This window comes from Chryseobacterium lathyri (genome assembly GCF_019970085.1).
GTDB lineage: Bacteria > Bacteroidota > Bacteroidia > Flavobacteriales > Weeksellaceae > Chryseobacterium > Chryseobacterium lathyri.
In genome coordinates, this window is sequence record NZ_JAHXYG010000002.1 from 347,138 (window position 1) to 361,765 (window position 14,628).

Here is a 14,628-nt window from a genome sequence, read left to right on the forward strand (position 1 = left end):
GGTTAAGATGCGTTTTTGCTATATTTAAAAATAAAAACAGCTAAAATATCTGTAATGGAAAATTTCAGAAAAGAAAGCGATCTGTTGGGCGAACTCAATGTGCCTGCAGATGCGTATTACGGGGTGCAGACGCAGAGAGCGATCGATAACTTCAAAATCTCGGGACAGCTTCTGTCTTCATATCCGGATTTTATCAAAGGTCTGGCCTTTGTGAAAAAAGCAGCGGCAAAAACCAATTATGAATTGGGTCTGCTGGATGAAAACCTGTATTTCAAAATAGCGGAAGCATGCGATGAAATTATAGCCGGAAAATACCATGAGCAGTTCCCTGTGGATATGATCCAGGGAGGAGCCGGGACTTCAATCAACATGAACGCGAATGAAGTGATCGCCAACATTGTTTTAGAAAAATTAGGAAAAAATAAAGGTGAATATGAATTCTGTTCACCAAATGACCATATCAATCTTTCTCAGTCCACCAATGATGCCTATCCTACAGCTATCAAGATGGGACTGCTGCATATGAATATCGGACTTGTTGAAAGACTTGAAAAAATCGTCGAAGCTTTTCGGGCCAAAGGAAAAGAGTTTCATGACGTAATCAAAATGGGCCGTACCCAGCTTCAGGATGCTGTTCCAATGACTTTAGGACAGGAGTTTGAAGCATATGCAGCTACTCTGGAAGAAGATATTTCTAAATTAAACAACAATGCCAGCCTTTTTGTAGAAGTGAATATGGGAGCGACCGCCATTGGTACAGGGCTGAATGCTCCGGTAGGCTATGCAACACTTTGTGCGAAAAACCTCGCTCAGATTACTGGTTTTCCGGTTATTTCCGCACCGGATCTGGTTGAGGCAACACCGGATACAGGTTCTTATGTAATTTATTCTTCTGCTACAAAACGTCTTGCCGTGAAGCTTTCAAAGATCTGTAATGATCTGAGACTGCTTTCTTCAGGCCCAAGAGCCGGATTATTTGAGATCAATCTTCCTCCTATGCAGCCTGGATCATCCATTATGCCTGGAAAAGTGAATCCTGTTATCCCGGAAGTAGTAAACCAGGTTTGCTTTAAGGTATTTGGGAATGATCTAACCGTAACTTTTGCTGCAGAAGCAGGGCAGTTGCAGCTTAACGTAATGGAGCCTGTACTTTCCCATGCGATCATGGAAAACATTAATTTCCTTTGCAATGCTTTAGATACGCTTCGTGAAAAATGTGTTGTAGGAATTACTGCTAACAAGGAAATCTGCCTGAATATGGTAAAGCACAGCATTGGTATTGTAACAGCACTTAACCCATATATTGGATACAAGAAATCTACGGAGATTGCTAAAGAAGCTCTTGAAACAGGGAATAGTGTTTACAATCTGGTTTTAGAGAAAGGAATTCTTTCCCAGGAAAAGCTCGATGAGATCCTTGATCCTAAAAACATGCTGAAACCGCATAACAAATAAAATAATTTAAGCGATAAATGATAATTCATTAGGATCATTTATCGCTTATCATTTATAAATTCAAAAGCTTGAGGTTTTTAATCATAATTCCTGCACATAACGAAGAAGGAAATCTTTTATTCACACTGGATTCTTTACAGCAGCAGAGCTTTAAGGATTTCCAAACCGTGGTGGTTAATGACGGTTCTACAGACGGGACGGCCGAAATAATCAGAAAATATACAGAAAATGATTCCCGTTTTGAAACGGTGAATCTTCAGAAATCTGCCCATCAGCCAGGTTCTAAAGTGGTGAGTGCATTCAAAAACGGACTGAAAACCCAAAATACGGATGAATTTGATATCATCTGTAAATTTGATGCCGACATTATCCTTCCCAGAAATTATCTAGAAACAGTAGGGGATGCATTCAAAAACAATCCTGAATATGGACTTGTTGGTGGTTTGTTATATGTGGAAAAAGATGGAGGCTGGGTATATGAAGGGAATTCGAATAAGCATCATGTAAGAGGCCCTATGAAAGCGTATCGCAAAGAATCTTTCGTTCAAATCGGAGGATTGAGAGAAACGCTGGGCTGGGACAATATTGATTCTATTCTTTTGGAAAACCTAGGTTGGAAAGAAGTTGTTATTCCTGAGCTGCAGGTAAAACTGATCAAGGTAAAAGGTGCGGATTATACAATCAGACCGGCAGACTATTACGGCAGATATTTTTACTTTTTAGGTCTGAACAGGTTTCTTGCCTACATCGCTTCTTCAAAGGAAGCTGCGAAGAGCAGATCTGTTTCCTTTTTCTTTAAGATCATTAAAGCTTATGAAGCCTGCAAAACAGCTAAACTGGAACTGAAGATCTCCAAAGAAGAGCAAAAAGCTATCAACGATAAACGGTGGGCAATGCTGAAGAAAAAATGGCTGAAAATATAATCACAATTATAAAACTGCAAAAGATAAATTGACATTAAGTCAAACATTTTACCTTTGCTAACCTCTAACCTCTAACCTCTAACCTCTAACCTCTAACCTCTAACCTCTAACCTCTAACCTCTAACCTCTAATTCCAATTGAAAAAAATCGCTTACATAGAAATAGATACCCACGCAGAAATTGCGCAGGCTTTCATGGATATCATGAAGGATTCTTCGGATTTCAGTGTAGATTACTATTTTTCGAAAAAGATTAAAGATTTGATTGTGGAGGACGGCGAAACAATATTTTTATCTGACAGTTCCATGATCATGGAGCAGTTGAAATTAAAGAAATATGATCTGGTCATCATTGGAACGGTTCATCGATATTTCAACACCTTTCATGCATTGGCTCAGAAATATAATGTATCGGTTATTGTTCATAATATGAATTTTTCTGTAGCTTCAAAAGGTGCTTTGATGAAAAGTATTTTTAAGGGGGATATTATTTACCGGCTGAAGCTTTGGTGGAAAGAAGGTCTTTTTTATACCTCAAAAGCATACAGGAATGCTAAGAATTTATTGGTACTAGATGAAGAGCTTTCATCTGATATTTATAAATTTTTCCCTCTTTTTTATAACAAGAATTTTGAAAAACAGGGAAACAATGATCTTACAGTTGTGATTCCGGGGGGTGTTTCACAAAAAAGAAGAGATTACCATCATGTTTTTAAAACCATTCAAAATTTAAAAGCTGAAGAGAAATATGAATTCATATTTCTTGGAAAAGCCAAAGACAGTGAGCTGGATCAGTTGGAAAAAATGTCTCAAAAACTTCCGGAAAATATTTCTATACAATATTTTTCAGACCGGGTTTCCCATGATGATTTTGAAAAATGGATGCAGAATGCAGATGTTTTGTGGTGTCCGATTCAGCAGAAAACAGAATTTTTCAGCAGGGAAGAAATTTATGGGCTGACCAAAATGACCGGAAACTTGGGTGATGCTATCAAATATGGCAAAATGACTGTTTTTCCTAAAGATTATCCTTCGAAATTAGGATTTATTGTTCCTGAGTCGGATAATATTCTGGAGCAGTTTAAAATGCTTAAAAATACGCGCTTTGATTTCCAGAAAAACTACAGCAAAAAGTTAGTTTTAAAAAAATTGGAAGATGTTCTCTCGGGTTTAATTTCTATTTAAATTTAAAAATACTTTTGATAAAATTTGCATTCAGATAATCCTCGAGTGGGAATACTTTGGTGAAATAATTTCCGATGTAGATCAATACCAGAACAACAGCTGGTTTGTACATCAGGTTGATGAAATTATTATGGAAAGTTGGTAAAACAATCGCCACAGTGATCGCTAAAGTACATATGATAGAAACAAATATCATTTCAATCGTCAACGGAGACACTTTAAAAACAAAATAGTTGAAAGCGATCTTGATGACATTGTAAGTTGTGAGTGAAATAGCGGTAGATAAAGCAATCCCAATCAGCTTCAGATCTGTATTTTTAATGAAATAATAATTCAGTCCAACCGTGAGTCCAGCCAGAAGAAGCATAATCAGGATATTGAATCTGTAATACTTGGAAAGCGAGATGATATTCCCGTTAAAGCCTGTCGCCAGATCAATTAAAACTGCAGAACCCCAGATCCATACTACGGGCTCATATTCTCTAAGCATCGTTCCGTTTTTAGGCATAAATTCCGTCAGATAAGGAAAACCAACCATGATGCATGAAAATAAAACCGCGCCTAAAAAATATAAGGATAATGATGTCTTTTTGTGAAACCTGTCCAGTTCCTCCATGTCACCCTCAACCAGTGTTTTATTGATGATTGGGGCAGAGATGTTGAACAATCCCAGCTGTGGAATTGAAATCAGAGAAATCAGAGCATAAAGAACAGAATAGATCCCCACTTCCTCCATTCCCAGAAACTCGCCGATCATGAAACTGTTGATCGCCAGATAATTTCCGAAAGTTCCCAGAAATCCAAAAAAGCTGTAATTGAAAAATTCTTTCCAGAAGTTATCCTTCTTAAAATAATCCGTATTAAAGTCCAGCTTTATCTTTTCAAGCTTGTTCGTATAATAAACGTATCCGAAAAGCATCAGAGCAAACATTCCGAAAAAGAAAGCAAACGCTATTTTCTGCGAGAGTAAAAAATAAGCGAACAGGCAGAAAGCTCCCAGGTTGGCAATCTTAGGGAAAAGATTGTCAAAAATATTGGATACTACAATTCTCTTATAATTGGAGGTATATTTATTAAAAATTGCACAGAAAGAAAGGATGAGAATCAGGGGAAGAATCATTTCCTTTAATTTCCATGCTTCCGAATGTCTGAATTTTGGGAAAAGATAAGGCAGTACAAAAAATACACCCGTAAAAATGATAAAATTAACAAACACGGTAAGCAGCGACAGTGACAGCATATTCTGTTTCTTGCCGTCTTTTTCTACCCTGTGGAAAAATTTCACGTTGGAATAAGAGATTCCCAATACTACAGCAGGAACCAGCATCTCGGCAGTAGGCAGGATATAACGGAGTTTTCCATAAAATTCAAAATTGTACGGAAAGATAAAAATGGCGGATATGGTACCCAGCAGAAAACCAATATAACCTATGATGGAATATTTGAAGCCCTGTCTCGCTACTACACTCATAATGTTTTTTTAATGGTTTTTTGGCGTAAAAATAATGTTGTTTATATAGCTGGTCTTGTTTTTTTCATCGTTGGTGTTGTGTATTAAGATCTCTTCCGTCAGGAGTTCCAGCTTAAAACTTTCACGGTTAAGATATTGTGCTTCGTATCCCCAGCTTTTTACTTCGGAAATATCATTCCAGATCGGGTTTTTGTGATGTCTCTGCTCCATTTCGACCATCAGTGTCGGAAGGAACCGCATGATGGTTTTTTTAGCACCGGACAGGGTTTTCATTTCATTTCCTTCCACATCTATCTTAATGAAATCCAGTCTGTCAAAATGTTCTATTGCGGCCCATTCGTCCAGCTTGATCACTTTTACTTTTTCCGTATAGCTTTTTTCCTCACCTTTCTCTTTGTAAGAGGTGTTTAAAGTTCCCCGGGAAGCAATCAGCTTGCCATTAATAATAGGAACCTTAAATTCGGCAATTGTATTTTCGTCAGAAAGAGCTAAAGGGAATATTCTCATTCTTGGGAAAAGTCTTTTCAGGCGGCGGTAAAGCTTCTTGTTGGGTTCAAAACCATAAATATGTTCATGGTTCAGCTTATGTTCCAACTGATAAAGAAAAGTTCCGACATTAGCCCCGATGTCCAGTATTACAGCATTTTTGGGAAGGTATTCCTTAATCCATACCAGTTCCGGTTCTACGTTGCGTGCCGAAAAATTATTCTTAGTAAGATTGTTTAAATTCTTAAAATATCTTTTTTTATAAAAACTCGGACTTATATATTGTAGTTTTTCTGCAATTTTTTGGTATAAAGACATTCTTAGTTATTTGACGAAAAGCAAAGATAAACAAAAATGTTAAACTAATGTTAAAAAATAACAAATATAACCTCTTGATTATCAAATTGTAGCTTTTGAATATGGCTTGTAAAAAATTGAATTTAAACAGGTTGGCATTGTTCTAAAAACGTTTCTGTAAAACCATTCAGCATTGTTTCTATTAAAAACAAAATTCCCACAGATCATAGAAGTTCAAAAAAGCTATAAGCAACTTTGAATCTATATATCTCTGCAGGAACTTAAAAAAACTGCTTATTTAATTTTGTGCATATTTTGCATAAGCTTTCGCAAGCTTCTCATCGTACTTGTTTTCCCTGTAGCCTGCTCCGTTGTAAAGCTTCGCAAAACCCGCCCAGTTTTTATTTCTGAGATGAACAAGGCAGTTATTCTTCTCCAAAAATTTTCCGAATGCTCTCAAATGTTCACCTTCATTGAGTTCCATTTTCGAAACAAAATTATCTACATTGCTGTAACCCAGGTTTTTGGCATGATAACCCATGATCTGAAAACTTCCCCACGAAGCAGAAGACAGTGCAGCCTCTTTAAAGTTAGGGTTGCCACCCAGGCTGATGGCCTCATTTAATCTGTCATACTCTTTCACACCGCCCTGGTAATAGGCTCTTGTCCATTTTGGGTAAAGAACATTCTGGCTGTCTGAATTGTAGTAAGAAGTAGGATCAATGCCTCTTTTCTTAAGCTCACTCCAGAAAACATGACCTTCAAACAGAATTTTTGGCTTATTGTTGATCAAAAATCCTTTTCCGCTGCTTTCAATTTCGTTCACGGCCTTTACGGCAGCTAGCTCCAGATTGTATTCATTTGCAAAATGGATAAGATCTTCTTCTTTCAAAAATTTATCGGTCTGGCTCAGGGGTTTTTCGTCTTTTTCAAGAAGAACGGCCCAGGTTTTTACGCCTACGATTCCGTCTACAACCAAAGAATTTTTACTTTGGAAATCTTTCACGGCTGCATCCACTTCCAGAGTAAATGAATCTGAGATCTTAATGCTGTATCCAAGTTGATAAAGGATCTCGCATAATGTAAGCACTTCCGGTGCTTTTGTATAATATTTTAAAAGTTTCATGATAGTTTTTTAATGATGAATATTTTTAGATAAAGTACGATGGCCAAGTATTCAATCCGGCATCTCATGTATAAAGTATAAAGTCTCAAAATCTCAAGTCTGATATCTTGATTCTTGATTCTTGGATCTTTCCTCTTTCCTCTTTTCTCAATTACTGATTAACCGGTATCTGCGGCATCCTCTCACAGATCATTCCAATCAGGAAAAAGGATTTAAATTTTACTTCCTCCCGTTGAAGCTTATATTCAAGGTTAAGAGGCATCGAGCTGGTAACACTGAAATTCTGATTCAAAACTGCATAATCATCAATTCTTAGCTCAATGCTGTATTCCCCAAGAGGAATCAGTTGATTGATCATGCCTGCTTCATTGCTTTCGATCTCAAAAATCCTGTTGTTATTGGTGCCTTTAATAGAAATAGCACATTTATAGATAGGTTCATTATTGACTTTGTCAGAGATCCGGAACTGTACAAGAGCATCTGTAGGCGGTGGCGGAACAGGAATAGGAATTGGCGTCGGAGTCGGGTTGGGTATTGGGGTTGGAATAGTCGGGAACTTCGGACCCCATGATCCCCATGGAGTTTTAATTGGGTTGGTAGGCTGAGGTGTGGGCTGTACCGGGCTGGCTCCGTGTGGAGCCGGGTTGAGAGGGCTTAAATTCTTAATGTTATTCAGGATATTTCCCATATTAGTTTTTCCTGCAAATGAGGCGTTGACTGTGGCTTTCATATTTTCTACCGGTTCCGGATCTAAGGCTGTTCTGGCAGAAAAATTATTAATGACGTTTACTTTTTGCGCTTCGACAATAGCTGTTTTCTTAGCCAGATAATTAAGCTGATCAGATTTGATGGTTTTCACGTTGGTGATCGCTTTCAGGAACTTCTGGTTATTGGTTTTATTGATGAAAACCTGCTGTTTCATTACCATAGGCCCGAAATAAACCAGCTGTTCCGCATTGCTTACACTGGTGCTGATAATAGACGGATCAAGGATCACTTTCAGGTTTTTAATTAGGATCATGGTTTTTGGAAATGCCGGAAGCTTGAAATCATTGGATATCGTCTGCCCGTCTGATATTTTTTTAGGCTCCTTCCATTCAAAATAATTGGAAAGCATAAAATTTTTATTGAACCAGTTTCTTTTTAAATGCACAAAAGAATAATCCATTTCCACGGCCTGGATCATGCTTTCGTCATAATCTATAGATAAAATCTCAGAAGGAATGTTTTCATTGCTGTTTTTTGCCTCGGAGTGAAGTCCTTCAAGTTCGGATTTTTCAATACGCATGCTGTTCCAACCCGATTCATTTTCCATAAAATCATACGGGATAAAATTAATGTCGTGAATTGAGGAATTGCTGATCACATCAGTTTTTTCTGCAGCCTCAAAAGTATGTTTTGCATTTTGCGCCATAGCAAGATAAAGATCAGCATCAGAAGATCTGTTGATCCTTGCCAGTTCCTTTTCAATATGATCTTTGTTGCCTTTTACTTTCCATTCAGAAAAAGCCAGTTCTTTCAGGTTGTTTAAGTTGACAAGCCGGTCATTCCAGTTTCTTTTTTCCTCATCAGTTTCCAGCCCGTCAAACAGCAACAGATGATCGGTTACTTTATTGACGGCGTCTTCATAAAGTACTCTGTATTTTTTATAAGCTTTAAACTCTTTGGTGTCGCTGTTTTTTGCATCAAAAAGAAGGGTGCTTTTGTTTTCAAGGACCTTATCGAGATTTTCTTCCAGGTTTTTCAGGTTGTTTTTATCCAGGATGTCCCTGTAAATATCAAACAAAGAATTATTGGGGTTAAGATCCCAAAAATTGGGTGAGATCGGCACAGAGTTCAGTTCATACGCTACATTTTGTTTTTTAATGATCGAAAGCGCTTTTTTCTGTTCATCATTCAGCAGGCTTTGTGGTTTCAGAAGTTCCAGTTCCTCATTGTCATAAATGCGCAGAGAAGGGCAGATCATAGGCAGATCATTTTCCATCGAGCTTTGTGACATATAAATGTTCTTAAGTTTCTGGTAAACAGCTACAAAATATTTCATGGTTATCGTTTTTAGTTTAGGTGAATAACCGGCAGAAAAATTTCTGCCGGCCATTCTATTGAGAAGGATATATTATGGTGTAAGATGGGAAGAGGGAAGAAGGGAGGCTGGAAGTTAGTAGGGTACATGCATCTTTAATAATTCTCAAAAAATTAATTAAAACTACACTGTGACTGCATCTTAGTACTCAATAACTTCCTTCTTCCGGCTTCAGACTTCCTTTCTGCTTATGATTTTCCGTCCGCCCATTTTTTGATCTCAGGATTCGGATTTGGAGACTTCGGTACGATGTGGCATTTGTAACCGATAATGTAAATTCCTTTTGAGGTCAGTTTTTTACCATCCCAGTCATAGCTGGATTTTACATTCTGATTGTCGTAGCTATAGTTTCCGCCAATTACGAAAGGTCCTATTCCTACAGCACCTCCTGCAGATATGGAATTTTTAGCATCAGTATAAGCAGAGCTGCTGTCTTTGAAATCCAGGGAAACATCTTTGGCGATAATCAGCTCCGTGATGATAGATGGCATTAGTCCTTTTCCATTTCCATCGCTGATCATATCCCCGTTTAATGCTTGTGGAGACTGCTCGTGAAGCTTCCAGTATTTGGATTCTATAAACTGCTGATTGAACCAGCCTCTTTCTACTTTTACCTTTCCGATTTTAAAAGAGATATTCATGCTGGAATAATCAGAGTTGATCTGCGTTTTTTCATTTTTTCCTCCTCCTTTTGCTCCAATGGAAAATAATCCCATGCTGAAACCTCCTGCAGCTCCCCAGTTATGAATCGATTTAGAATAATCGTAATTGCTTTTCCCTTGTGAAATAGAGATTTCAGGCCATCCTTTTGATTCTCTCAAGGCATTGGCTGCTACCGGAATACATGGAGAGTAATTTGTATAATCTAAAATTCTTGTTCTCTGGCTGTTCCTGAATTCTGCCTGTATTCTCTTCTTGATCACAAGCATATGCTTTTCCTCAATCTCACTCAGGTAATTTTGAATTCTTTCTACAGCTTCTTTGTAGCCTAAAGATTGCCAGGCCTTCAAGGCAGCATCTTCACGCTTTTTCATGTTTTTTCCGTCAATGGATATTTTGGCCATTGCGTCGGTATCCCCATTGTCAGCAGCAATTCTGATTTCGTTATTGGCATCCACGATATCATAATATTTCATCTGATACTCTACATATTTTGCATAAGTAGGCGCTACAAACGTATGGATCAGTTCAGGCTTGTTCAGGTCATCTATCGGTGCGTTCTCATCAAAATCAGGATTCTTCACCTTTTTTATTTTGAATAATTTGTCTCTCAGAGAACCCAGTTTTTTCTCTACTTTCTGATCAAAATCTGTGTCCACTACTACAGACCACTGCAAAAGATCCTCATATACTTTGGAAACTCTTTTTTCAGAATCAGTCATAATGGTAATGGCTCTTCCTTTTCCATCTTCAGTAAGTGGTGGTAAATGAGAAGGTACTGAATCTACCATTGCGGCAAATTGTTCCATCTGCAGATACTTTTTGAATTTGCTGTTAGATAAGGCGGTCTGGTAAGCTTCCATATCTATTTTTGGATTCCCGTTGGCATCCAGGATAGGTTTTCCTGTTCCGTCCAGCATTGGTTTGGGTGAGGGAGCATCTCCGAAAAGACCGTTTAGTGCATAATCAAAAGTATCTTCCGAAAGTGTAATCCCTACCGGATCAAAGGCAATAAAATCATCTGTTCCCAAATGTTCCGGATTTCCTCCGTTGGTTACTGTGTCGTAGACCTGCTTTAAAAGCATGCTCATTAATGAATTTGTTTTTGCGTCTTGAGTTAAAGTTGGCATAATTATAAGTTTTTTAAAAATTGCTTACTCTTTTTGGTTTTCAGCTTCCCCGATTTTCTATGGTACAAATGTATTTCAGTATTGCAATTGATTCATCAGTGTTTTTCCTGTTTTTTAATGTGGTTTTCACTGTTTTTAATTTTATGATATGTATTTTGTAAATAATGACTGGTTTTTTACGAATAATAAAATGAATTGAGGTTGAATTTTGAGTATTTTTGATTGATTGGAATGTTAAATTTTGCATATTGTTATAATGTTTTTTAAAATATTGATGTTTTGATAAAAAATTGGCAAATGTTTTGATATCGAAACAATACTTATCGATAAGAACACTAAAACTAATAATCACTGATTTTTTAACAGTTTAAATATTTAATAGTGATGAAACACCAAAACCAAAACCAGGAATTTCGTTTTAACGAAGTTCTTTTCGAGCACCGCAACAAAGAATATGGTGCCTATGTATTAAGAAATGAATCAGATAGATTATTAACCAAAGCGCTTTTTGTGGGCGTGAGTTTATTGGCTGCTATTTCCATAACGCCGCTTGTGATTTCGGCTTTACAGGGACCAAAAATTACGGAGCAAATCATAGCTTGTGATTTTGGACCATTTGATGTTAAGGATGTTGATCAGCCTGATATTCCTCCTGTAGAGATCAAGTTGCCAGCCGTTCAGCCGGAAAAAATGAAAACCTACGATGCAACTATCCCGGAACCTACAGCACATGTACGGACTGAAAAAGTAGTAAAAAAAATTGAAGGAGCAGTTGCCGGGCCGACAAGTAATCCGGAAGGAACGATTGCAACAACAAATTATCATCCCGTGCCTCCTCAGGTAGGAACAGGCCCAGCGGTACCTTATATCCCACCTACACCACCGGCAAAAGTTCCTGACAATCATATTGCAAGTGGTGATGAACTTGCTTCCGAAGCGGCATTTTCCGGAGGAATTGATGCATTCAGAAATAAGGTCATTAACAATTTTGACAGTTCAGGCTTTGAAGGCAATGGAGATACTATGAAAACAGTGATAACCTTTATCGTAGAAAAAGACGGAACAATTTCCGGATTAAAGGCGAATGGTAAAGACGTTGAATTTAATAATGAAGCGATCAGAACCATTAAAAATGTAAAAGGATTATGGAAGCCTGCTAAAAATAAGCAGGGTGAAACGGTAAGAAGTTATTTCAAATTTCCAATCACCATGAACTTCGAATAATTGACATAAAAACAAATCTTAAAATAGTTATCCACAAAGAATTTTTTTTGTGGATAATTTTTTTAATTGTTAAAGCGTTTATTAACAATACTTTAACTCAATTTTGAATTTCTCCATTCATACAGAGCAAAGAAAAAAGTGTATTTTTGAATCCTAAAGTTCTAATAATGGCAAAAATCATAGGTATCGCTAATCAAAAAGGAGGAGTAGGAAAAACTACAACAGCTGTAAATCTGGCGGCAGCATTAGGGGTATTGGAAAAAAGAATATTGATCATTGATGCTGATCCACAGGCTAATGCAACCTCTGGGCTTGGTGTGGAAGATGTTCAGTACTCTACATATAATCTATTGGAGCACAGTGCAGATACAAGAACCTGTATCAAAAGAACTGCCTCTCCCAATCTGGATATCATCCCATCACATATTGACCTGGTAGCAGCTGAAATTGAGCTCGTGGATAAAGAAAACCGGGAGTATATGCTTAAAAAAGCATTGGCAGAAGTGAGAGAAGATTATGATTATATCATTATAGACTGTGCACCGAGTTTAGGGCTTATTACAGTTAATGCCCTTACTGCGGCAGATTCTGTAATCATTCCGATCCAGTGCGAATATTTTGCATTGGAAGGATTGGGTAAGCTTTTGAATACCATTAAAAATGTACAGAAGATCCACAATAAAGATCTTGGTATTGAAGGACTTCTTCTCACCATGTACGACAGCAGATTAAGATTATCTAACCAAGTTGTTGAAGAAGTGAATTCACATTTTCCTGACATGGTTTTTGAAACCATCATCAGCAGAAACGTAAGATTGAGTGAAGCGCCGAGCTTTGGAGAAAGTATTCTGAATTACGATGCAGAAAGTAAGGGCGCTATACAATACATTCAGCTGGCAGAAGAAGTTCTGCTGAAGAATGAAAATTTAGTGAAAAATTAATTTAATAATAAATGGACCCTATAAGTGAATGAGGACCATCACTTATCAATCATCATTTATAGATTATATATATGAAGGACAAAAAAAGAGCTATGGGACGTGGTTTGGGCGCCATTTTGAGCGCTGAATCCAAAGCAAGTATCAACTCCGCGACCGATGAAGGAGCAGATAAGTTTGTAGGGAATATCGTAGAGGTCGCCCTTGAGGATATTTATCCGAATCCGACCCAGCCGAGAACTTATTTTGACGAAAAAGCATTAAACGAACTTGCCCTGTCGATTAAAAACTTAGGGGTAATCCAGCCGATTACCTTAAGAAAAGACGGTGAAAAATTCGAAATCATATCAGGGGAAAGACGTTACCGCGCCAGTAAAATTGCCGGGCTTCCGACAATTCCTGCTTATATCCGTTTGGTAAACGATCAGGAGCTTTTGGAAATGGCTCTTGTTGAAAATATCCAGAGAGAGGATCTTGATGCTATTGAGATTGCTTTAACCTATCAGAGACTTTTGGATGAGATTGGCCTTACCCAGGAAAATCTTAGCCAGAGAGTAGGAAAGGACAGAAGTACCATTACCAATTCCATCAGACTTCTAAGATTGAATCCTGATATTCAGAATGCAATCAGAAGTGGAGAAATCTCTGCAGGGCACGGAAGAGCCATCATCAGTCTTGAAAGTGAAGAACATCAGCAAATTTTATTTGATCTGATCATCAAAGAAAAACTCAATGTACGTCAGGCTGAGCAGGCTGCTACCACATTGAAGAATCCTAAATCACCGGCAGCAAAAAAAGTCAATACTGAACTCTCCAACAATTATAAAAGAGCACAGAAGACCATTGCCGATATTTTAGACGTAAAAGTAGAAATCAAAACCTCCGGCAACGGAAAAAAAGGTAAAATTCTTCTGGACTTCAAAAATGAAGAAGAACTGGAATATATTTTATCCCATATTAAATAAATGAAGAAATTATTTTTCACATTCTTTTTGGGCATTTTTGCTTTCGCTTATTCGCAGGTAGCTCCCAGCGACACAGTCCGTATAGGGCCTCTTCCGAAAGACAGTGTAGTTGTTACTAAAACTGTGAAACCCGCAAAAACAGTAAAATCAGAAGCTAAGATCATTGAAGATCTTGAAAATGCAAATGGGCCTACAAAGAAAACCATTAAGCTGAATCCTACAAGAGCCGGGCTGTATTCTGCAGTTCTTCCGGGATTAGGACAGTATTATAATAAAAAATACATCAAAATCCCTATTGTCTGGGGAGCCGTAGGAGCCGGAATCGGATATACAATCTGGAGTAATAACCAGTACAAAAAGTACAGAGAATATTATGTGGCAAAACTTAACGGAACACCTAATGAATTTGTAGACAGTCATCCTTGGCTGGATAAAAAAGCTTTCGGAAACGCCCAGGACAGATACAAAAGACAAAGAGATTACGCTATAGCCATTACAGGTCTTATCTACATCCTGAACATTGTAGATGCCGTGGTGGATGCGCATCTTTACGAGAGCCGCCATGATCCTGATCTGAGCTTCAATCCTACGGTGATTCAGGATCAGTATGGATTTTCAAACCCGAAAACAGGCTTAAGTTTAAGCTATAGATTTTAAATTTAAATTTTAAATAAAGCTCATCAGGA

12 protein-coding genes are annotated in these 14,628 nt (G+C 37.7%); 7 read left to right on the top strand and 5 right to left on the bottom strand.

From position 1 onward, the window contains the following. The first annotated feature begins 54 nt into the window (after nt 1–54). From aspA to LC418_RS06960, 3 genes are all read left to right on the top strand, one after another. A complete protein-coding gene (gene aspA / locus LC418_RS06950) occupies nt 55–1,455 on the top strand; it encodes an aspartate ammonia-lyase (RefSeq protein ID WP_223558571.1) in 1,401 nt (466 codons plus the stop codon). A 68-nt stretch (nt 1,456–1,523) separates the two neighbouring features. Beyond that, nucleotides 1,524–2,378, top strand: coding sequence for a glycosyltransferase family 2 protein (locus tag LC418_RS06955; protein WP_223558572.1), 855 nt, complete (start codon nt 1,524–1,526; stop codon nt 2,376–2,378). A gap of 137 nt (nt 2,379–2,515) precedes the next feature. Continuing rightward, nucleotides 2,516–3,562: a glycosyltransferase family protein gene (locus tag LC418_RS06960; protein WP_223558573.1), complete on the top strand. Its 1,047-nt coding sequence runs from the start codon at nt 2,516–2,518 to the stop codon at nt 3,560–3,562. Here the strand turns inward: LC418_RS06960 and LC418_RS06965 are convergent. The 5 genes from LC418_RS06965 to LC418_RS06985 all read right to left on the bottom strand — a co-directional run bounded on the left by LC418_RS06965 (nt 3,555) and on the right by LC418_RS06985 (nt 10,815). Further along, entirely contained in the window at nt 3,555–5,033 is a 1,479-nt protein-coding gene (locus tag LC418_RS06965; RefSeq protein WP_223558574.1) for a lipopolysaccharide biosynthesis protein, read from the bottom strand. The two genes, LC418_RS06960 and LC418_RS06965, sit on opposite strands and share 8 nt — an antisense overlap. Nucleotides 5,034–5,042: 9 nt before the next feature. Then, the gene (locus tag LC418_RS06970) at nt 5,043–5,837 is read right to left on the bottom strand and encodes an FkbM family methyltransferase (RefSeq protein WP_111955950.1); all 795 of its coding nucleotides are present in this window, start codon (nt 5,835–5,837) and stop codon (nt 5,043–5,045) included. A gap of 277 nt (nt 5,838–6,114) precedes the next feature. Then, nucleotides 6,115–6,942 (bottom strand): N-acetylmuramidase domain-containing protein, encoded by an 828-nt coding sequence (locus LC418_RS06975; protein ID WP_223558575.1) that lies wholly within the window; start codon nt 6,940–6,942, stop codon nt 6,115–6,117. 151 nt (nt 6,943–7,093) lie between these two features. Continuing rightward, nucleotides 7,094–8,986: a hypothetical protein gene (locus tag LC418_RS06980; RefSeq protein ID WP_223558576.1), complete on the bottom strand. Its 1,893-nt coding sequence runs from the start codon at nt 8,984–8,986 to the stop codon at nt 7,094–7,096. A 227-nt stretch (nt 8,987–9,213) separates the two neighbouring features. Continuing rightward, nucleotides 9,214–10,815: a hypothetical protein gene (locus tag LC418_RS06985; RefSeq protein ID WP_223558577.1), complete on the bottom strand. Its 1,602-nt coding sequence runs from the start codon at nt 10,813–10,815 to the stop codon at nt 9,214–9,216. Between the two features lie 384 nt (nt 10,816–11,199). Here LC418_RS06985 and LC418_RS06990 point away from each other — a divergent pair, with 384 nt between their 5' ends. The 4 genes from LC418_RS06990 (at nt 11,200) to LC418_RS07005 (ending at nt 14,599) form a co-directional block, all read left to right on the top strand. After that, a complete protein-coding gene (locus LC418_RS06990; protein WP_223558578.1) occupies nt 11,200–12,039 on the top strand; it encodes an energy transducer TonB in 840 nt (279 codons plus the stop codon). A 167-nt stretch (nt 12,040–12,206) separates the two neighbouring features. Then, a complete protein-coding gene (locus LC418_RS06995; protein WP_223558579.1) occupies nt 12,207–12,980 on the top strand; it encodes a ParA family protein in 774 nt (257 codons plus the stop codon). A gap of 71 nt (nt 12,981–13,051) precedes the next feature. After that, entirely contained in the window at nt 13,052–13,942 is an 891-nt protein-coding gene (locus LC418_RS07000) for a ParB/RepB/Spo0J family partition protein (protein ID WP_223558580.1), read from the top strand. Next, complete coding sequence (locus tag LC418_RS07005) at nt 13,943–14,599, top strand: DUF5683 domain-containing protein (RefSeq protein ID WP_223558581.1); 657 nt, start codon at nt 13,943–13,945, stop codon at nt 14,597–14,599. It abuts the gene before it with no gap. Nucleotides 14,600–14,628: the final 29 nt, after the last annotated feature.